This window comes from Acinetobacter seifertii, from assembly GCF_000368065.1.
In the GTDB taxonomy this organism is placed as follows: domain Bacteria; phylum Pseudomonadota; class Gammaproteobacteria; order Pseudomonadales; family Moraxellaceae; genus Acinetobacter; species Acinetobacter seifertii.
The window spans coordinates 1,403,409-1,421,432 of sequence record NZ_KB851200.1 but is presented as its reverse complement, the minus strand read 5'-3'; the positions used below and the strand labels follow the sequence as shown (position 1 = coordinate 1,421,432).

The 18,024-nt window shown below is 37.9% G+C and carries 23 protein-coding genes; all 23 read left to right on the top strand.

The genetic code is table 11. The features are described 5' to 3' along the window. The first annotated feature begins 48 nt into the window (after positions 1–48). The 23 genes from F985_RS14135 (at position 49) to F985_RS14025 (ending at position 18,016) form a co-directional block, all read left to right on the top strand. A complete protein-coding gene (locus tag F985_RS14135) occupies positions 49–1,062 on the top strand; it encodes an aminoglycoside phosphotransferase family protein (RefSeq protein ID WP_004702007.1) in 1,014 nt (337 codons plus the stop codon). After that, entirely contained in the window at positions 1,062–1,751 is a 690-nt protein-coding gene (gene murU, locus F985_RS14130) for an N-acetylmuramate alpha-1-phosphate uridylyltransferase MurU (protein WP_004702005.1), read from the top strand. The genes F985_RS14135 and murU overlap by 1 nt, the downstream gene beginning before the upstream one ends. A gap of 87 nt (positions 1,752–1,838) precedes the next feature. Next, positions 1,839–2,471: a 16S rRNA (guanine(527)-N(7))-methyltransferase RsmG gene (gene rsmG, locus F985_RS14125; RefSeq protein ID WP_004702003.1), complete on the top strand. Its 633-nt coding sequence runs from the start codon at positions 1,839–1,841 to the stop codon at positions 2,469–2,471. A 21-nt stretch (positions 2,472–2,492) separates the two neighbouring features. Continuing rightward, on the top strand, positions 2,493–3,275 hold the full coding sequence (locus tag F985_RS14120) for a ParA family protein (RefSeq protein ID WP_004702001.1): 783 nt from the start codon (positions 2,493–2,495) through the stop codon (positions 3,273–3,275). Then, entirely contained in the window at positions 3,272–4,159 is an 888-nt protein-coding gene (locus F985_RS14115; protein ID WP_004701999.1) for a ParB/RepB/Spo0J family partition protein, read from the top strand. Before F985_RS14120 ends, F985_RS14115 begins: the two co-directional genes overlap by 4 nt. A 49-nt stretch (positions 4,160–4,208) precedes the next feature. Then, entirely contained in the window at positions 4,209–4,844 is a 636-nt protein-coding gene (locus F985_RS14110; protein WP_004701997.1) for a MotA/TolQ/ExbB proton channel family protein, read from the top strand. 15 nt (positions 4,845–4,859) lie between these two features. After that, on the top strand, positions 4,860–5,288 hold the full coding sequence (locus F985_RS14105; RefSeq protein ID WP_004701995.1) for an ExbD/TolR family protein: 429 nt from the start codon (positions 4,860–4,862) through the stop codon (positions 5,286–5,288). Further along, on the top strand, positions 5,285–7,012 hold the full coding sequence (msbA, locus tag F985_RS14100; protein WP_004701993.1) for a lipid A export permease/ATP-binding protein MsbA: 1,728 nt from the start codon (positions 5,285–5,287) through the stop codon (positions 7,010–7,012). The genes F985_RS14105 and msbA overlap by 4 nt, the downstream gene beginning before the upstream one ends. 2 nt (positions 7,013–7,014) lie before the next feature. Then, complete coding sequence (lpxK, locus tag F985_RS14095; RefSeq protein ID WP_004701992.1) at positions 7,015–8,025, top strand: tetraacyldisaccharide 4'-kinase; 1,011 nt, start codon at positions 7,015–7,017, stop codon at positions 8,023–8,025. A 9-nt stretch (positions 8,026–8,034) separates the two neighbouring features. Beyond that, positions 8,035–8,796: a 3-deoxy-manno-octulosonate cytidylyltransferase gene (kdsB, locus tag F985_RS14090; RefSeq protein ID WP_004701990.1), complete on the top strand. Its 762-nt coding sequence runs from the start codon at positions 8,035–8,037 to the stop codon at positions 8,794–8,796. An 11-nt stretch (positions 8,797–8,807) separates the two neighbouring features. After that, positions 8,808–9,788, top strand: a complete 981-nt coding sequence (locus F985_RS14085; protein WP_004701989.1) for a DNA polymerase III, delta' subunit — start codon at positions 8,808–8,810, stop codon at positions 9,786–9,788. Positions 9,789–9,800: 12 nt separating this feature from the next. Further along, a complete protein-coding gene (locus F985_RS14080; RefSeq protein WP_001183024.1) occupies positions 9,801–10,142 on the top strand; it encodes a PilZ domain-containing protein in 342 nt (113 codons plus the stop codon). Positions 10,143–10,159: 17 nt separating this feature from the next. Continuing rightward, positions 10,160–10,933 (top strand): TatD family hydrolase, encoded by a 774-nt coding sequence (locus tag F985_RS14075; protein WP_004701986.1) that lies wholly within the window; start codon positions 10,160–10,162, stop codon positions 10,931–10,933. 37 nt (positions 10,934–10,970) lie between these two features. Then, positions 10,971–11,579 carry a TetR/AcrR family transcriptional regulator gene (locus F985_RS14070; RefSeq protein WP_000375838.1) on the top strand — a complete coding sequence of 203 codons (609 nt, stop codon included), beginning with the start codon at positions 10,971–10,973 and terminating at the stop codon, positions 11,577–11,579. Between the two features lie 9 nt (positions 11,580–11,588). After that, a complete protein-coding gene (locus F985_RS14065; RefSeq protein ID WP_004701984.1) occupies positions 11,589–12,140 on the top strand; it encodes a type II secretion system protein in 552 nt (183 codons plus the stop codon). Continuing rightward, positions 12,130–12,510 (top strand): type II secretion system minor pseudopilin GspI, encoded by a 381-nt coding sequence (gene gspI / locus F985_RS14060; RefSeq protein WP_004701982.1) that lies wholly within the window; start codon positions 12,130–12,132, stop codon positions 12,508–12,510. Before F985_RS14065 ends, gspI begins: the two co-directional genes overlap by 11 nt. Further along, positions 12,510–13,325, top strand: a complete 816-nt coding sequence (gene gspJ, locus F985_RS14055) for a type II secretion system minor pseudopilin GspJ (RefSeq protein WP_004701979.1) — start codon at positions 12,510–12,512, stop codon at positions 13,323–13,325. Before gspI ends, gspJ begins: the two co-directional genes overlap by 1 nt. Beyond that, positions 13,325–14,284, top strand: a complete 960-nt coding sequence (gspK, locus tag F985_RS14050) for a type II secretion system minor pseudopilin GspK (protein ID WP_004701977.1) — start codon at positions 13,325–13,327, stop codon at positions 14,282–14,284. The genes gspJ and gspK overlap by 1 nt, the downstream gene beginning before the upstream one ends. Positions 14,285–14,513: 229 nt before the next feature. After that, positions 14,514–15,110, top strand: a complete 597-nt coding sequence (locus F985_RS14045; protein WP_004701975.1) for a 6-pyruvoyl trahydropterin synthase family protein — start codon at positions 14,514–14,516, stop codon at positions 15,108–15,110. 50 nt (positions 15,111–15,160) lie between these two features. Next, complete coding sequence (ung, locus tag F985_RS14040; RefSeq protein WP_004701973.1) at positions 15,161–15,874, top strand: uracil-DNA glycosylase; 714 nt, start codon at positions 15,161–15,163, stop codon at positions 15,872–15,874. Then, on the top strand, positions 15,871–16,995 hold the full coding sequence (locus F985_RS14035) for an enoyl-CoA hydratase/isomerase family protein (protein WP_081401291.1): 1,125 nt from the start codon (positions 15,871–15,873) through the stop codon (positions 16,993–16,995). The genes ung and F985_RS14035 overlap by 4 nt, the downstream gene beginning before the upstream one ends. 7 nt (positions 16,996–17,002) lie before the next feature. Beyond that, the gene (gene tadA, locus F985_RS14030; protein ID WP_031944487.1) at positions 17,003–17,506 is read left to right on the top strand and encodes a tRNA adenosine(34) deaminase TadA; all 504 of its coding nucleotides are present in this window, start codon (positions 17,003–17,005) and stop codon (positions 17,504–17,506) included. A 69-nt stretch (positions 17,507–17,575) separates the two neighbouring features. Next, entirely contained in the window at positions 17,576–18,016 is a 441-nt protein-coding gene (locus F985_RS14025; RefSeq protein WP_004701967.1) for an SRPBCC family protein, read from the top strand. The last annotated feature ends 8 nt before the right edge of the window (positions 18,017–18,024 follow it).

Here is an 18,024-nt window from a genome sequence, read left to right as displayed (position 1 = left end):
TACACTTAACCCTTCAAAAATCTCAGCTTGTTTTAGATTTTATTGCAAATGAATACACAACGTGAACAATTGATACATACATGGCTTACATCTGTTCTTGAAAATGATCAATTTCAGATCGCTTTTTTAGCAGGTGATGCGAGCTTCCGTCGTTATGCTCGCATTCAGTTACAAAATAAAACATATATGCTTATGGATGCGCCTCCTGAAAAAGAAGACTGTGTTCCGTTTGTGACGATTGACGAGTTTTTTGCGGGTAATGGAGTTCGGGTACCCCAAATTATTGCAAAGGATCTTACTCAAGGTTTTCTTTTGTTAGAAGACTTTGGGGATGTGCTGTTATCTACATTATTAAATGATGAAACAGTAGATCAGTATTACGAACAAAGCTTTAAGCAGCTCGTTCATTTGCAATCGATTAATGGCACTGACAATTTTCCAGCTTATTCTTATGAAAAGTTAATGTCAGAAATGCACTTGTTAACAGACTGGATGTTGCCATCACTTGGAATTCATCCAACGGCTGAGCAAAAGAAAATTATTGATAATGCTTTTGATTTTTTGGCTCAATCAGCACTAGCTCAACCTCAGGTTATTGTACATCGCGATTTTCATAGCCGTAATTTGATGAAGATTGCAAGCCAAGAAGAATTGGGTGTAATCGATTTCCAAGATGCGGTTATTGGGCCCGATACATATGATTTAATCTCGATTACGCGCGATGCATATGTTCAGTGGAATGCCGAACGTGTTTATCATTGGTTTAAAGTTTTCTATGAGCTTTTACCAGTCTCTGCTAAACAAAACCGAAGTTTTGAGCAATTTAAACGTGATGCTGATTTAATGGCAATTCAACGCCATATCAAAATTTTGGGTATTTTTGTCCGCTTGTTTGAGAGAGATGGCAAGTCAGGATACCTAAAAGATTTACCGCGAGTGATGTGGTATTTACTTGAGGAAAGTCGTGGTTACGCAGAGCTTGAAGAGTTCATGTCATTTGTAAATAAGATAGTGATGCCTAAGTTTATCGAGAAATATGGTAGCTATGAGGTAGCAGCATAATGAAAGCAATGATTCTTGCTGCTGGCTTGGGCAATCGTATGCGACCACTTACGCTATATACACCAAAGCCTCTGCTTGAGGTAGGCGGTAAGCCACTTATTGTGTGGCATATCGAAAAACTTAAGAAAATTGGTGTGACTGAAATAGTCATCAATTCTGCCTGGTTGGCTGATAAGCTGATTAGTAGTTTAGGCGATGGTTCTCAATTTGGTGTGGACATCCGTTGGACACGAGAAGAAGAAGGTCTTGAAACAGCTGGCGGCATTATTAATGCTTTGCCACTACTTGGAGCAGATCCTTTTATTCTAGTGAATGGTGATGTTTGGACCACTATGGATTTTGAAGCTCTCTGCGATATTAAGCTAAATGATGATTTAGCACACCTTGTATTGGTTGATAATCCTAAACAACATCCTGAAGGCGACTTTACATTATTGGATGGGCGCGCTTTTGCATTTGATCAAGATGTGAAGGGTGAGAATCTAACTTTTAGTGGTGTGTCTGTTATCCATCCTAAGCTTTTTGATGGATTGGAACCTGGTAAACGTCCTTTAGCTCCACTATTGAAGCAATCAATGCAAAATCAAAAGGTATCCGCTGAAAAGCTTAAAGGTGCATGGGTAGATGTAGGGACGCCAGAGCGCTTAATGGAGCTAGATTTGCAAATTCGTGAAGGCTTCTACGATTAACTGCGTAATCCCTAATCGTTAAATAGTGTTCCACGATGCATAAATGGGTATACTTTGTTTTAAATTTTACTTAGATGTTATCTGTTTATGCATCCGTTTTTTCAAGAGTTACAACAGGGTAGTCAAAAATTAGGTTTATCGCTTAGCGATGAAGCTTTGGCGTTATTGTTAAAGTATCAAGATGCTTTGGTACTTTGGAACAAAGCTTATAATCTAACAGCGATTCGTGATCCGAAAGAAATGTTAGTGAAGCATTTGTTAGATAGCCTAAGTATTTTGAAAGACTTACCAGCAGGGCGCTTGCTAGATGTAGGTACAGGTGGTGGCATGCCAGGCATGATCATTGCTTTATGTCAGCCGGAACGTTCTTGTGTATTGCTTGATTCAAATGGTAAGAAAATTCGCTTTTTGAAACAGTTTATTGCTGACCTTAAGCTTAAAAACGTAGTAGCTGTGCAAACACGTGTTGAAAATCAAGAAACAATTGATGAGCTTGGTCAGTTTGATGTGATTACAAGTCGTGCATTTGCATCACTAACTGATTTTGTTGATGCTGCGCGTCCATATTTACATGATCAGAGCATAATTGCTGCAATGAAAGGACTCATTCCATTTGAAGAAATGGAAGAGCTTAAGCAAGAGTTTTCATGTAAAGTAATTGAACTGCATGTACCAAGACTTGATGAACAACGTCATTTACTTTTACTTCAACGAATTTAAATAAAAAGTATTAGGGTTACCATGGCTCAAATTATTGCGATTGCAAACCAAAAAGGTGGTGTTGGTAAAACAACGACTGCAGTAAATCTTGCAGCGTCACTAGCTGTATTGAAAAAACGTGTGTTACTTGTCGACATAGATTCGCAAGGTAATGCAACGATGGGGTCTGGAATTCAAAAGAATGATCTGCTTTATTCAATTACTGATGTTTTATTGGGTGAAGTTCCAATCGAAACAGCAATTCAAAAGGCAGAGGTTGGATATAAGGTTTTAGGCGCGAACCGTGAGCTTTCAGGCGTTGAGTTGGCAATTGCGGAACAAGAAGGACGTGAATTCATTTTAAAGAATGCACTAAATGAAATCAGAAATTCATTTGATTACATTATTGTTGACTGTGCACCTAGCTTAAGTTTAATTACAGTAAATGCCTTAGCGGCGGTAGATAGTGTAATTATTCCTATGCAATGTGAGTACTACGCATTAGAAGGTTTGGCAGATTTAACTCAAACTATCGATCGTATTCAAAAAGCTTTAAATCCTGATTTAGAAATCATTGGTGTGTTACGTACTATGTATGATGCACGTAATGCTTTGACACGTGATGTATCAGCTGAGTTGGAGCAGTTTTTTGGTAAAAAACTCTACGATACCGTAATTCCACGTAACGTTCGATTGGCAGAAGCGCCTGCACATGGTTTACCAGTTATCTATTTTGAGAAAAGTTCTAAAGGTGCAGTTGCATACTTAAATCTTGCAGCTGAGATGTTAAAGAAAAGTAAAGTGAAGAAAGGAAGTAAAGTATGAGCATCAAAAAACGCGGATTGGCGAAAGGACGTGGTTTAGATGCATTACTTGGTTCAATTCAAAAAGAAAAATTACAACTAGAAGCTCAAGCGCTTGATCATGGTCAATTAAAGCAAATTGATGTGAATTTGTTGAAACGTGGTGAATATCAGCCACGTCGTTTTATTCATGAACATGATTTGCAAGAGTTAGCATTATCTATTGAAAAGCATGGGGTAATGCAGCCAATCGTTATCCGCCCTGTAGATGATGAAGCTCATCCTTACGAAATCATTGCAGGTGAGCGTCGTTGGCGTGCTGCACAAATTGCCGGTTTAACTGAAATTCCTGCAATTGTTCGTGATTTAAATGACCAAGTTGCCATTGCTTTAGCGCTGATTGAAAACATTCAGCGTCAAGATTTAAACCCTATTGATCAAGCTTTAGCATTGCAACGTTTTCATGATGAGTTTGGTTTAAGTCATCAGGAAATTGCTGATACTGTTGGTAAAGCAAGAACAACTGTGAGTAATTTACTGCGTTTATTAAGCTTGGCTGATGATATTAAAGAGTTTATGCAACAGGGCCAGCTTGATATGGGGCATGCTCGTGCCATTTTGACTTTAAAAGGCAAAGAGCAGCTTGAAGTTGCCAAAATTGTTATCGAAAAAGGATTATCTGTTCGTCAGACCGAACAGTTAGTGCGCGATTGGAATGAGCCTAAACAGGAAAAAGAAAAAACTCCTGTTGCACCAGACATTGAGCAATTAACGCAAAAATTATCTGAGCGATTTGGTGCCAATGTTAAAATTGATCATAACCAGAAAGGTAAAGGTAAGCTTGTTATTCATTATCATTCACTCGATGAGTTAGATGGTATTTTGAATATTTGTTTGCCAGAGTAATTCTAAGTTAGGTCATATATTTCTAATTTATATTCTTGGGGAAGAAAATATGTGGGAACTTGTGAAAGCGGGTGGCTGGTTAATGCTGCCTTTAATTTTGTGTTCAATTTTAACGGTCGCTATTAGTATTGAGCGTTTTATACGTTTAAGACGTTCACAAGTTTTGCCCAAATTACTGATGAGTGATGGTAGTGCAGATGTTTCTCATATCATCACAAATTTGGAGCAGGATACTGCTGCCCAAAACACAGCATTAGGAAATATTCTAAAAGCTGGTTTTGAGCATCAGGAGCATGGTGAGCAGTTTGCTCGAGCACAAATGGAAGCAATGGCTTCTCAAGAAATTTCTTATTTAGAAAAAAATATTAATTTCTTGGGAACTTTAAGTGCGATTGCACCATTACTTGGGTTGCTTGGGACAGTTGTAGGGATTATTGAGTCTTTTCTAGTGATTGATTTTGGTTCGGCAGGTAGTCCAAGTCTAATGATTCCGGGTATTTCAAAAGCCCTAATTACGACCGCCGTTGGTATGCTTATTGCAATTCCTGCTCTTATTTCATATCGCTATTTTCAAAGAGTAGTGCAAAACTACATTGCGGAATTAGAGCAGCAGTCTACGCTCTTTCACGCATCACTGTTTTACAAACGCTCTTCTGTTGCTCAAGAACACCGTCGTGTTGGTTGAGGGATAGGGAACAATATGAAGTTTAAACGTTCTCAAGTTGAAGATATTCATATCAATCTGACGCCGATGATTGACTGTTTGTTGTTTATTTTAGTGTTTCTATTGTTATCTACTACTTTTAACCAGCCCAGTCGTATCAATTTAACATTACCAGATGCGCAAGGCGTCCCACCAAAACAGTACGATCATAAAATTGAAGTCGTGGTAGACTCTAGCGGTCATTACGCTGTCAACGGTCAGGCATTGTCTACCAAAGATATAGCAGATTTGAGTACTGCAATTAAGCAAATTGCTCAAGAGCGCCGTGATTTTATGTTTATCATTGCTGCAGATGCAAAAGCGTCTCATCAGGATGTTATTCGTGTTATGGATGTAGCAGGACAACTCGGTTTTGTTAACATCAATATTAGTACCAAAGTTCCTTCTAGAGGTTTTTCTGAGTGAATCAAGATTTTAAGGTTTATTTGCGTCTCATATCTTATTTAAAACCTTATTGGGGCGTGGCCTTATTAGTTCTTATCGGATTCGGTATGAACTCAGCAACAGAGGTTTCAGTTGCTAAGCTCATTAAATTCATTATTGATGCAATTCAAAATTCGAGTAGAGCGGATCTGGATTGGTTCCCTTTACTAATTATTTTATTAGTATTTTTCCGTGGTCTTGGCCTATTTATGGGTGGCTACTATACTGCTGTTATATCTCGTAGTTTAGTTTTTAGCATTCGCCAAGAGGTTTATGCAAAACTTTTAAGATTGCCAGCCCAGTATTATCTCGATAACTCTTCGGGACACATTACAGCCAAAATTATGTATAACGTTGAACAGCTGACGGCTGCTTCATCTGAATCCTTAAAAACCATCGTTCGAGATGGCATGATTACTTTGGGATTGTTGGGTTATTTGTTTTATACAAATTGGCGTTTGACTATTTGTATCATGGTTTTCCTACCTATTATTGGTGTTTTGGTACGTAGGGCATCAAAAAGAATGCGTAAACTTTCACTGCAAGTGCAAGATACTATGGGTGATGTCAACCATGTAGTACAAGAAAGTATTGGTGGTAGTGCAGTTGTTAAAAGTTTCGCAGGTGAAGAGTCAGAGCAAGAGCGTTTTTATAAGTCATCTGAAGAGAACTTAAAACGCGGTTTAAAAATGGTGATTGTACAAAACCTGAATAGCCCCGTTGTTCAAGTGGTTATGGCTTGCGCAATGGCTCTTATTGTATGGTTGGCTTTAAGACCACAAATTTTAGGTAATACAAGTGCTGGTGAGTTTGTCGCATATATTACAGCTGCTGGCTTACTTTCTAAACCTGTCAAAAACTTAACTGATGTCAATGAGAAGTTGCAGCGTGGTTTGGCGGCAGCACATTCAGTTTTTGAATTATTAGATTTACCTGAAGAAGAAAACAGTGGTCAGCTTCAGCCTAAGTTGCAAGGTGCAATTCGTTTTGATCATGTTGTACTTAACTATGCTGATGGCACTCAGGCGATTAAAGACTTTTCTTTAGATATCCGCCCAGGCGAAACTGTTGCATTAGTAGGCCGTTCTGGTGCTGGTAAAACCTCTTTAGTGAACATGTTGGTACGTTTCCAAGAAGTCTCAAGTGGTCAAATTTATTTAGATAATTTACCAATACGTGATATTGAGCTTTCAAGTTTGCGCACGCAAATTGCAATGGTAAATCAGCAAGTTGTTTTGTTTAACCGAACAGTACGTGAAAATATCGCTTATGGTCAGTTACATGATGCAAGTGATGAACAAGTGATAGCCGCAGCAAAAGCTGCTTATGCCCATGACTTTATTATGAACTTACCAAATGGGTACGATACTGTCTTAGGTGCTCAAGGCTTAAACTTGTCTGGTGGTCAACGTCAACGTATAGCAATTGCTCGTGCAATTTTGAAAAATGCGCCAATTCTTATTTTAGATGAAGCGACAAGTGCGCTTGATAATGAATCTGAGCATTTTATTCAACAAGCATTTGATGAAGCGATGCAAGATCGTACAACGATTGTGATTGCGCATCGTTTATCAACAATTGAAAATGCAGACCGTATTGTTGTGTTAGATCGTGGACAAATTGTTGAACAAGGTACTCATCAAGAATTACTTGCTAAACAGGGTGCTTATCATCAATTACATCAGCGTAATTTTGAGGACAACTAAGTATGTCTTTAGCCCAGCTGATACAAAATGCATGGAATAAACAATCAAATTGGTTAGTTGTTTTGCGTCCATTATCATGTTTGTATCGTGCTGGGTTTTTATTGAATCGTCATTTTTATAAGTCCGGTTTAAAAAAGGTCTATAACGCGCCTGTACCGGTCATGGTGATTGGAAATATTACAGTGGGAGGTAGTGGCAAAACGCCATTATTAATAGAGCTAGTTAACTACCTAAAACAACATAACGTAAAAGTAGGGGTAATTAGTCGGGGGTATGGTGGAGCTGGTCCTTTTCCTATGTTGGTAAAATCCCCAAGTCAGGCAGCTGAAGCAGGAGATGAACCTGCTTTGATTGTACAGTCAACTGGCGTACCTATGGCTGTAGGGCCCAATAGACAAGCAGCAATCGAGTTATTATTAGCATCAACAAAACTAGATTTAATTATTAGTGATGATGGTTTGCAACATTGGGCATTAGGCCGTCAAATAGAATGGATTGTGCTTGATCAAAATCGTGGCCTTGGAAATAGAAAGTTATTACCAGAAGGCTATTTGCGTGAACCTGCTGAACGTTTAAAAACGGGTACAGTAATCGAACATGCATTTGCCCCTTCAACAGCAATGCATATGCATTTGGATGCAGGCCAACCTTACTTGTTGAATGTTTCTTCAGCAATTGAGTTATCATTTAATACTCAAAATAATTACCATGCAGTAGTTGGTATTGGTTTTCCTCAGCGCTTTTACCAAACACTTAAAGGTTTAGGTATAAACCAATTTCAAGAGCATGCTTTTCGTGATCATCATGATTACGTTATTGATGACCTTGTATTTAATGATGACCAACCTATCATTACGACTGAAAAAGATGCGGTTAAGTTGTTACCGTTACTCGAAAAGCATCCAGAATTTAAACGGCCTATTTGGGTCGTACCTGTTAAAGCTGTTTTGTCTGAAGAATGCTATCAGGTTTTAAATCAGCAATTGCAAAAGCTTGATATTCAAATATCTTAGGAAGAAAAAATGAAACACATCGTTATTCCAGCACGCTTCTCAAGCTCGCGTTTGCCAGGTAAGCCATTGTTACTTATTCATGATCGTCCTATGATTTTACGCGTAGTAGATCAGGCAAAGAAAGTTGAAGGTTTCGATGATCTGTGTGTAGCAACCGATGATGACCGTATTGCTGAAATATGCCGTGCAGAGGGCGTTGATGTTGTTTTAACAAGTGCTGAACATCCATCGGGAACAGACCGTTTAAGTGAAGTTGCTCGTATTCAAGGTTGGGATGCGGATGACATTATTGTAAATGTACAAGGTGATGAGCCTTTACTGCCAGCTCAACTTGTTCAGCAGGTTGCTAAGCTTCTAGTTGAAAAACCAAATTGCTCAATGTCCACATTATGTGAGCCTATTTATGCTTTAGATGAGTTTCAGCGTGACAGCATTGTGAAAGTGGTCATGTCTAATCAAAATGAAGCTTTGTACTTTAGTCGTGCAACTATTCCTTATGATCGAGATGGTGCTAAACAAGCTGAATCAACTTTACATAGTCAAGCATTTCGTCATTTAGGTTTATACGCTTATCGTGTGAACTTGTTACAAGAATATGTTACATGGGACATTGGTAAACTTGAAAAGTTAGAGAGTCTTGAGCAATTACGTGTTTTAGAAAATGGGCACCGTATTGCTATTGCTGTAGCAGAAGCGAATTTACCGCCAGGTGTTGATACTCAAGCAGATCTTGACCGTCTAAATAATATGCCTGTTGAGTCTTTTGAGTAAGTGTTAATTTAATGAATCAGAATGTGATTTCTAAGGTTTATCCGTGGCAACAGACAATGTGGGAAACGTTAACAACACGTTTTCCCAATATTGGGCATGGCTTATTATTTTATGGTAAACAAGGTTGTGGCAAGCATGCTTTTGCTAAGCATTTCTTAGCGTGGGTACTTTGTTTAAATAAACAACCTCACGGTGCTTGTGGTGAATGTTCTAGCTGTCAATGGTTAAAGTCAGATACGCACCCAAACTATGTTCATATCACGACTGATGAAGAAAATAAAAAACAGAATGCAAAAATTAAAATAGAAAAAATTCGAGATCTATTGCCATTTGTCCAGCAAACTGGTGAAGGATGGCGTGTTATTGTTATTGAACCAGCCGAAGCTTTAAATCTTGCATCATCAAATGCACTGTTAAAAACTTTAGAAGAACCCGGTGAGCGTGTTGTTTTAATTTTGTTGGCTGATCACTATTTGAAATTACCAGCTACCATTCGAAGTCGTTTACAGCATTTTGCTTTAGACCGTATTTCATATGAGCAGGCAACAACTTATCTAAATGAGCATTTGGCTGAAATTGCGTCAGTGCCACCTGAATTATTGTTAGGTCTTTCTAATGATATGCCTTTGCAAGCAGTTGAAATTGCCACTAGCGATTGGTTTGCGAAAAGACAAACATTTTTAGAAGACTGGACTAAGGTAGTTCATCAAAAAAACATGCCTTTATTTTATTCGGCTAAGTGGCAGAAAGAACTCAACTTTAGTGATTTTATGATGCTTCTTGAATACTTGTTAGGGGATTTAATTTGTGTCAAGCTGAACCAACCACAGAAAAATATTGATTTACAATTTGATCAATTGGCACAAAACTATAATTTAGAAAGCTTATTCAGTCTTTATGAGGAATTACAGCAATCTAAAAGATTGGTTGAACAAAATGTACAAACACAACTCATCACAGATCAACTTTTTATAAAATTAATGAACGTTTAAGGGGAAACTATAATGCAGCCACAAATGGGTGGAATTATTCAGGTCAATATTCCTGATAGAGCAACCTTGCAAGCAAGCTATATGGGTTATGTGCAAGGTGGGGGCTTATTTGTGCCATCAAAGCAAAAAGTGAAGATGGGCCAAGAAATTTTTATTTTAGCTACGTTACCAGAACAATCACAAAAAATTCCTTTAACTGGTAAAGTAGTGTGGATTTCACATAAGCAAAGTGGCTTTAAGCCGCAAGGCTTCGCAATTCAATTAAGTGGTGATAAAGGTATTTACTATAAAGCTGAGGCTGAACGGATTTTAGCTGGTAGTATGTCTTTAGATCGTCCAAGTTATACCATGTAAGCAGATAGGAAAATACAGTGTTTGTTGATACTCATTGCCATTTAACAATGTTGGATTTAACACCTTATAACGGTGATTTAGATCTTGCACTTGCTGCTGCACGAGCAGAAGGTGTCTCTAAGTTTATGGCAATTTCAGTTGACCTTGATGATCATATTGCTTTAGCTGAAATCGCAAAGCATCATGAAGATGTTGGGTATACTGTTGGTGTACATCCTTGTGAGGATGTAGATACCATGGCCCGAGCAACGACTGAGTATTTAACTGAGTTAGCCCAATCAGAAAAAGTGTGGGCTTTAGGTGAAACAGGTTTAGATTATTACCATAGCACTGACTTTATTAATGAGCAAAAGGCTTGTTTTGCTCGGCATATTCAAGCCTCTAAAAATGTCAAAAAGCCAGTAGTTGTTCATACACGTTCAGCCAAACATGACACGGTAGATATTATTCGAGCTGAACAATCTACACATGGTATTTTGCACTGTTTTACTGAAGACTGGGAAACAGCAAAAGCCGTATTAGACTGCGGTTACTATATTTCCTTTTCAGGGATTGTTTCATTTAAAAATGCGCAAGATCTACGAGATGTTGCCAAGCAAGTCCCTTTGGATCGACTTTTAATTGAAACAGATAGTCCTTATTTGGCTCCAGTACCATATCGTGGTAAAACAAATGAACCAAAATACGTACCCTATGTAGCGAAAGCACTTAGTGATGTATATGATAAGTCGGTTGAGGAAATTGCAAGAATCACTTCTCAAAATTTTGAAAATTTACTCAAAGCGATTTAACTTATAGAAACTATATAAAGAGAGTAATTGCGTGAAGATGGACCGTCAAGCTCAGTTCCGAGCAAGAGAAGCGTTAATATTTCAAGTTGCGGAACAGTTGCTGTTAGAAAATGGCGAAGCCGGAATGACACTTGATGTGCTGGCTGCTGAGCTTGATTTGGCAAAAGGTACTTTGTATAAACATTTTCAAAGTAAAGATGAATTGTACATGCTGTTAATTATTCGTAATGAGCGCATGCTACTTGAAATGGTTCAAGACACTGAAAAAGCTTTTCCAGAGCATTTGGCTTTCTTTATGTTGCATCATTTGCATCACCCGGAACGAACTGTTTTGTTTCATCAAATTGAAGAAAAGCTTTCGATTACTGCTCAAGGTGTACACCATCTTTTTAATGAGCTGTATCAGGTAAGAAAACAGCGCTTACGTATCATTATTCGTATGACGGACCATTATTTAGAGTCAATCCAGAGTCATATGACTACGCGCGATTACTTGGCTTCAATCTGGTCGCTCACTCATGGAGCTGCGGCAATTCTGAACTCAAGTTTTTACCAACGTTATTTGGGTTCAAGAGATACTTTAAGGGTAGCTTATATTGATCAGGCATTGGCCTTACCGAAACAAGCAGTTGAGCAATACGCTTAATAGGTCGATATGAAATCGAAATCATTTCAATCACAAAAAGGCTTTACCCTCATAGAAGTGATGGTGGTCATCGTGATTATGACAATTATGACCTCACTTGTTGTATTGAATATCGGTGGTATAGACCAAAAGAAGGCAATGCAGGCACGAGAGTTATTTTTATTAGATTTGCAGAAAATTAATAAAGAATCACTTGATCAATCGCGTGTATTAGCTTTAGAAACTCATGGTGAGACAGATGTCTCACCATTTTCTTATGAATTATACGAATATCACGATCAAAGTACCTTGCAAGTACAAGATATAAAAAACCAATGGCAGAAATATGCTGAGTTTAAAACACGGCAACTTCCTACGCATGTGTCTTTCTCTGTGCAACCGATAGATGGGCAGAATTATTCTAAAGCTAAAAATACCGATTTAGTGGGAGGGCAAACGCCTCAACTCATTTGGTTTGGCAATGGTGAAGCCAAGACTGTTAAAATACAATTTTATCTAGAACAAAAACCGATTGGTTCAGAAATACAAATAGATCACTTGGGTAAAATAAATGAAATCTAAAGGCTTTACCCTCTTAGAAGTTATGGTTGCCTTGGCAATCTTTGCTGTAGCAGCTGTCGCTTTAACTAAAGTGGCTATGCAGTACACTCAGTCTACCTCTAATGCGATTTTACGAACCAAAGCTCAATTTGTAGCAATGAATGAAATTGCTATGATGGAGATTAATCAAGAGTGGTTGCAGGGCACTCAAAGTAAGCAAGTAACCTCTCAAGGTGAGACATGGCAGGTTGATAAATCAGCTGAATCGACTGTTAGCCCTAATGTTCAAAAAATTGATGTACAAATTAGCTTATATGATCCGGATAAGGGAAAAGTACAAAACGGTATTACGCATATGGTCTTTTTTAATTATCCAGTGAAAGCAAAATAATGATAAAAAATAAGTACTTTTGCAATCGAAGCAAAGTTTCACGTCTTGCAGCTGGATCAGACGTTGTAACGACTGACTGCTCAGAGCATAGCTCTTCGTCTTACGCTCAGACAAAGCGCTGTTTTAGTGATTCTCACACTCGAAAAACTGTTTCTCATCTTGCGGCGCGATCGAGCAGTGCTCGATTAGCTCGCGCCTCAGGATTTACGTTGGTTGAGTTATTGGTTGCGATTGCTATTTTCGCGGTTTTATCTTTATTGGGGTGGAAAATATTCGATTATTTGCTCAAGGTTCGTGATCGTAACGCCGAACATGAAGTGCATTTATTTGAATTACAAGATGCTTATCAACAAATTCTTCGTGATACTCTGCAAATTATTCCTTTATCTGCAAATCAAGGTGGGCAACTCCATCCAGCTTTAGAAATCGATAATCAAATTTTACGTTTTAGCAAAGCAGGCGTAACTGATCCTTTAAAACAGGGTTTGTCACCATTTGAACGAATTGAATATCGTTATGATGCTGACCAAAAAAAACTATATCGTCTTAAATATACAAATTTAAATACTTCGAATAACGAGCAACCTTTATCAAGTACCTTATTAAGCCAAGTTGACCAATATCAAGTTATGGTTTTGACTCCGCAGGAAGTAACAAAATGGCCCGAAGTTAATATTGATCCAACAAAACCTAACGAGTTAAAAAAATTACCGAAAGGAATAAAAATCCAAGTTACAGTTGCAGGAGTAAGTTATGAATGGGTTTATAGCTTAAATCAAAGCAACTTGGCACTTTCTCAGCAAGGTGGTTCATAATGGTTATTCGTTATAAGCACCAACAGGGCGTGGCTTTATTGACAATACTTATTATGGTCGCCTTGGCTACAATTTTAGCTGCTTCAATTGCTAAGCATCAAAATAATACTATGGAAAATACAGCTTACTTAATGCGGCAAAATCAATCTTTGCTCTATGCAAAAAGTGCAGAAGCTTTTTTTTCGGAATTATTAATTCAAGATGCAAATAATGCTGGTGGAGTGGATCATTTAAAGGAAACATGGGCGCAACCTATGCCACCGTTCCCAGTTGAAGATGGTTCTGTCTCAGGGCGTTTACTTGATGAGTCGGGGAAGTTTAATCTAAATAATTTGACCAACGGGGAAGGCGCTGTCAATGAAGATGCTAAAAATTGGTTCGAGCGTTTGCTTGTACGAGTAGGTTTACCCGCTGAGTTAAGTCAAGCTGTTATTGATTGGCAAGACCCAAATGATGAACCAGCTGGACCAATGGGAGCAGAAAGTAGTTATTATCAAGGTTTAGATCAAAGCTATATGGCTGCAAATACTAAATTTCATCGTATTGAAGAGTTAAAGCTGGTCAGAGGCTTTGAAGGTAAAAAATATGACCTTATCTCTCCATATATTTCTGCCTTACCTGAAAATACGAAGTTAAATATTAATACTGCTTCACCATTGGTTTTAGCAAGTATTGATGAAAAACTAGATATGGGAACTATAGAAAAAGAATTACAAGCACGACAGCAAAACTTAAAGTTCTTTCAAAATGTTGATGAACTTTGGCAATTGAATGCTTTTTCAGCGGTTGATAGTGAGAAGAAAAAGCAGGTGAGTAGTCTTATTGATGTTAAATCCAACTTCTTTCAAGCTCAAATTGAAGTTGTTCTAAACAATAGAAAGCGTCAGTTTACCAGTGCTTTAATGCGAAAAGACAAGCAAGTATATGTATATTCCAGGAGCTTGGCTCCATTTAACTGAATAAATTTATTGATATTTTTTTTGAGTCTGTAATACTTGAAACTTATTAATAAAAGGGATGGGGTCATATTTCTGCATAGACAGTATTTAAAGTAAAAATCAATATCTTCAAAATTCCTTCACATCTCTTATCATACTTTTTGCTAATTGTTTCTATTTGAAAAGTGGTGCGAAGTTTTTGTCTTTTGCTTTATAATAATGTTCTTAGAAGGAATGATCGATTTGGCACATGTTAATTCGTAAGTTATTTAAGTTTGAAAATGCACATGTTGTACGTAACTGTACATCGGATCGTTGTAAGCGATCGATTCATGGGCATAGTTATAAAGTCGAGTTATTACTTAAAGCTTCGAAATTAGATCATGGACAAATGGTATATGATTTTGGACTGTTAAAAGGTGTAATTAAAGACCTTTTTGATAGTTTTGATCATGCGATTTGTTTCTGGGAAAAAGATGATCCTCAATATATCGATGCTTGTAAGACTTTTAGTGCACGTTGGATTTCTTTACCAGTGTCTCCATCTGCCGAACAATTTTCTCGTATCTTCTTTTTCTTAGCTCAACAGGTATTACAATCGACCGTTACCCAAAATGGGGAAGGCGATGTTGAAGTTTATTCAGTGATTGTTCATGAAACTGATACGGGGTATGCCCAAAGTTTTCTTGAAGATATTCAAAATGAGCAAATGGGTTTGTTAAACCTTGAAGGAATTGTTTTTTCAGAACAAGTTCAATCTGAGTGGACTGATCCACAAATGTATGAAAATTTAAAACAAGGGATTAAATTTCATAATCCGCATGTTAACTTACAAGTAGAAGTGTAAGTTAACTTCCCTTTGTTTTTAGAAATGAAAATTGATCTAGGATGACATTAATGCAATTAACTGAGCAACAGCAAGACAAACTCAGTAAAGTTCAATTAGAAGAAAGCTGGAAAAGCTCATTAACTCCATTTTTGCTGAGCCCTTATATGGATAGTTTGCGAGACTTTCTCTTCCAAGAGAAGCAAGCTCAGAAAACAATATATCCACCAAGCAAACAAATTTTTAGTGCTTTAAATATTACGCCTTTAGATCATGTAAAGGTCGTTATTTTAGGGCAAGATCCATATCATGGCCCTAATCAGGCGAATGGGTTAAGTTTCTCCGTGCAAAAAGGGATTGCATTACCTCCTTCTTTACGTAATATTTTTCATGAATTAAACACTGATTTAGGTGTACCTGTTTCGCGTCATGGTGATTTAACTAAATGGGCCGAGCAAGGTGTACTTTTATTAAATAGTGTACTTACTGTAGAAGCAGGACAACCAACATCACATCAAAAACAAGGTTGGGAAGAATTTTCTGACGCAGTAATTGATGTTTTAAATGAACAACGTGAGCACATCGTATTTATTTTATGGGGTGCTTATGCACAACGTAAAGGACAACGTATAAATAGAGAAAAACATTTGGTTTTAACAGCTGCACATCCATCACCACTTGCGGCTAATCGTGGTGGTTTCTTTGGGTGTAAAGTGTTTTCAAAAACAAATCAATATTTGAAACAACATGGCATTGAGCCCATAGACTGGCAATTGGACGCATGATGAACTCTCCCAATGTAAATAGCTATCATCCGGATTTGGTAGTTGAAGAAGCGAAAAATGGTTGGCGTATTGTACGATTGAATCGGCCTAAATCTTTACATGCTTTAGATGAATCAATCGTAACGGCTTTATTACGAGTATTTGAAGACTTCCGTGATGATGAGCGAGTAAAAGCAATTTGGTTGGATTCGACAACACCAAAAGCTTTTTGTGCAGGCGGAGATGTACGCAAATTACGTCAGCTGGTGATCAATCAAGAAGTAGAAACAGCAAATAAGTTTTTTCAGCAAGAATATGCTTTGGATTTACTGTTGCATAACTATGCCAAACCTATTGTGGTGTGGGGCGAAGGTTATGTAATGGGTGGTGGACTAGGCTTGTTCATGGCGGCGCCTTTCCGCCTTGTTACGCCATATTCACGTTTAGCAATGCCTGAAATTAACATTGGCCTATATCCGGATGTTGGAGCAAGCCGTTTCCTTGCTGACCGTGGGCAAATTGGTTTATTTACTGGTTTGACTGGTTCAATTATGACTGCTGCTGGGGCATTTAGCATTGGTTGGGCGACACATATCTGTGAAGCACAACGTGATAATGTCCTGCAAAAAGTAGTTAATATTAATTGGGCTCACTATCCGGCAGGTGATTTCCGCGCGATTGATGATACTTTAAATAGTTTGCATCGCCCGGTTGCAGCAGGGCCATTACAAAATTCGTTAGACGTTATCCATAGTGTTTGTCGTGGTTCAAGTTTTGAACAAGACTATCAATCAATTGTTAGCTTACGAGATGCAAGCAGTGATTGGTTGCGTCAAGCCAGCGAAAATTTGCAAAAGGGTTCACCGAGCACAGCAGCCATTACTTGGTTATTATGGCAATGGGGTAAGCAAGTACATTCTTGGGACGAAGTTTTTGATTTAGAAGCGCAAATCTCTGAATGGAAAATTCGTCATCCTGATTTTGTCGAAGGTGTTCGTGCCCGTTTAGTTGATAAAGATTTATCGCCAGAATGGAAAGCATGTGAAGATCTTAGCTTAAGAGGTATTTTGGCTGATGATCCACCAATAACGTCTATTGATAGCTGGAATGCCTTACTTAGACAATATGGCGTAGTTTCATAGTCAATAAATGTCCAAATTTAGTAACGAGTATTGGATGCAGCTTGCTTACGAGCAAGCTGAGTTAGCGGCTGAACAGGGTGAAATTCCTGTAGGTGCTGTAATCGTAAGTCAAAATAAATTAATTGGAGCAGGTTTTAATGCTCCAATTGGTTTATCTGATCCTACTGCCCATGCGGAAATTCAAGCTATTCGTGCGGCTTGTGACTCATTGAAAAATTATCGTTTACCAGAAGACGCAACTTTGTATGTTACGCTTGAACCTTGCACGATGTGTGTAGGGGCCTTAGTACATGCAAGGATTAAACACGTTGTATTTGGCACAACAGAACCTAAAGCTGGTTCACTTGTCAGTGCGCGCCAATTATTAGAAAATGGTTATTACAATCATAAATTTACTTTTGAGCAAGGGTGTTTACATGAAAAATGTGCTCAACAGTTAAGTCTTTTTTTTAAGCAAAGACGTGAACAAAAGAAAAAAGAGAAACAACAAAAAACGTCCTTAAATGATTAAAAAATGTCATGGGGTTATGGCAAACTAGCGCCGTTTCATTGACATGATTTATTTAAATAAGGAACTTTCATGCGTAATGTAATTACTATACAAAAAGAATTTAATGCTCCGTTGTGTGATGTATTTAACCTGCTTTCTAAACATGCCACTTACAACAAGGCATTTGCTCCACTACAAGTTGTACGTGTGAAAGACTCAGCAGATCCTGAAAGACCAGATGGGGTTGGTTCTATTCGTCGTATGGGATTTGGTGCAATTAAACCGCTTAAAGAAGAAATTACTCATCTCGAAGAAAACAAGCGTATTGAATATAAATTGATTGATAATCCTTTAATTAAACATCATTTAGGCCGTATCGAGTTTTCTGAAATTACCCCTTATATTACTTTGGTCACTTATCGTATCGAATTAACAGCAAAAGCTCCTGTTGTAAGTAAATTAATTCTTGCACAGCTAAAACTAGCGATTACACTAGGCTTTTCGAGATTAGCTAAAGCATTTGCTTCTTAGTGAGAGTT

Bases quoted from the DNA above. Each gene is read 5' to 3' on its own strand.
- F985_RS14135 (WP_004702007.1), top strand. From the start codon at position 49: ATGAATACACAACGTGAACAATTGATACATACATGGCTTACATCTGTT.
- murU (WP_004702005.1), top strand. From the start codon at position 1,062: ATGAAAGCAATGATTCTTGCTGCTGGCTTGGGCAATCGTATGCGACCA.
- rsmG (WP_004702003.1), top strand. From the start codon at position 1,839: ATGCATCCGTTTTTTCAAGAGTTACAACAGGGTAGTCAAAAATTAGGT.
- F985_RS14120 (WP_004702001.1), top strand. From the start codon at position 2,493: ATGGCTCAAATTATTGCGATTGCAAACCAAAAAGGTGGTGTTGGTAAA.
- F985_RS14115 (WP_004701999.1), top strand. From the start codon at position 3,272: ATGAGCATCAAAAAACGCGGATTGGCGAAAGGACGTGGTTTAGATGCA.
- F985_RS14110 (WP_004701997.1), top strand. From the start codon at position 4,209: ATGTGGGAACTTGTGAAAGCGGGTGGCTGGTTAATGCTGCCTTTAATT.
- F985_RS14105 (WP_004701995.1), top strand. From the start codon at position 4,860: ATGAAGTTTAAACGTTCTCAAGTTGAAGATATTCATATCAATCTGACG.
- lpxK (WP_004701992.1), top strand. From the start codon at position 7,015: ATGTCTTTAGCCCAGCTGATACAAAATGCATGGAATAAACAATCAAAT.
- kdsB (WP_004701990.1), top strand. From the start codon at position 8,035: ATGAAACACATCGTTATTCCAGCACGCTTCTCAAGCTCGCGTTTGCCA.
- F985_RS14085 (WP_004701989.1), top strand. From the start codon at position 8,808: ATGAATCAGAATGTGATTTCTAAGGTTTATCCGTGGCAACAGACAATG.
- F985_RS14080 (WP_001183024.1), top strand. From the start codon at position 9,801: ATGCAGCCACAAATGGGTGGAATTATTCAGGTCAATATTCCTGATAGA.
- F985_RS14070 (WP_000375838.1), top strand. From the start codon at position 10,971: ATGGACCGTCAAGCTCAGTTCCGAGCAAGAGAAGCGTTAATATTTCAA.
- F985_RS14065 (WP_004701984.1), top strand. From the start codon at position 11,589: ATGAAATCGAAATCATTTCAATCACAAAAAGGCTTTACCCTCATAGAA.
- gspI (WP_004701982.1), top strand. From the start codon at position 12,130: ATGAAATCTAAAGGCTTTACCCTCTTAGAAGTTATGGTTGCCTTGGCA.
- gspJ (WP_004701979.1), top strand. From the start codon at position 12,510: ATGATAAAAAATAAGTACTTTTGCAATCGAAGCAAAGTTTCACGTCTT.
- gspK (WP_004701977.1), top strand. From the start codon at position 13,325: ATGGTTATTCGTTATAAGCACCAACAGGGCGTGGCTTTATTGACAATA.
- F985_RS14045 (WP_004701975.1), top strand. From the start codon at position 14,514: ATGTTAATTCGTAAGTTATTTAAGTTTGAAAATGCACATGTTGTACGT.
- ung (WP_004701973.1), top strand. From the start codon at position 15,161: ATGCAATTAACTGAGCAACAGCAAGACAAACTCAGTAAAGTTCAATTA.
- F985_RS14035 (WP_081401291.1), top strand. From the start codon at position 15,871: ATGATGAACTCTCCCAATGTAAATAGCTATCATCCGGATTTGGTAGTT.
- tadA (WP_031944487.1), top strand. From the start codon at position 17,003: ATGTCCAAATTTAGTAACGAGTATTGGATGCAGCTTGCTTACGAGCAA.
- F985_RS14025 (WP_004701967.1), top strand. From the start codon at position 17,576: ATGCGTAATGTAATTACTATACAAAAAGAATTTAATGCTCCGTTGTGT.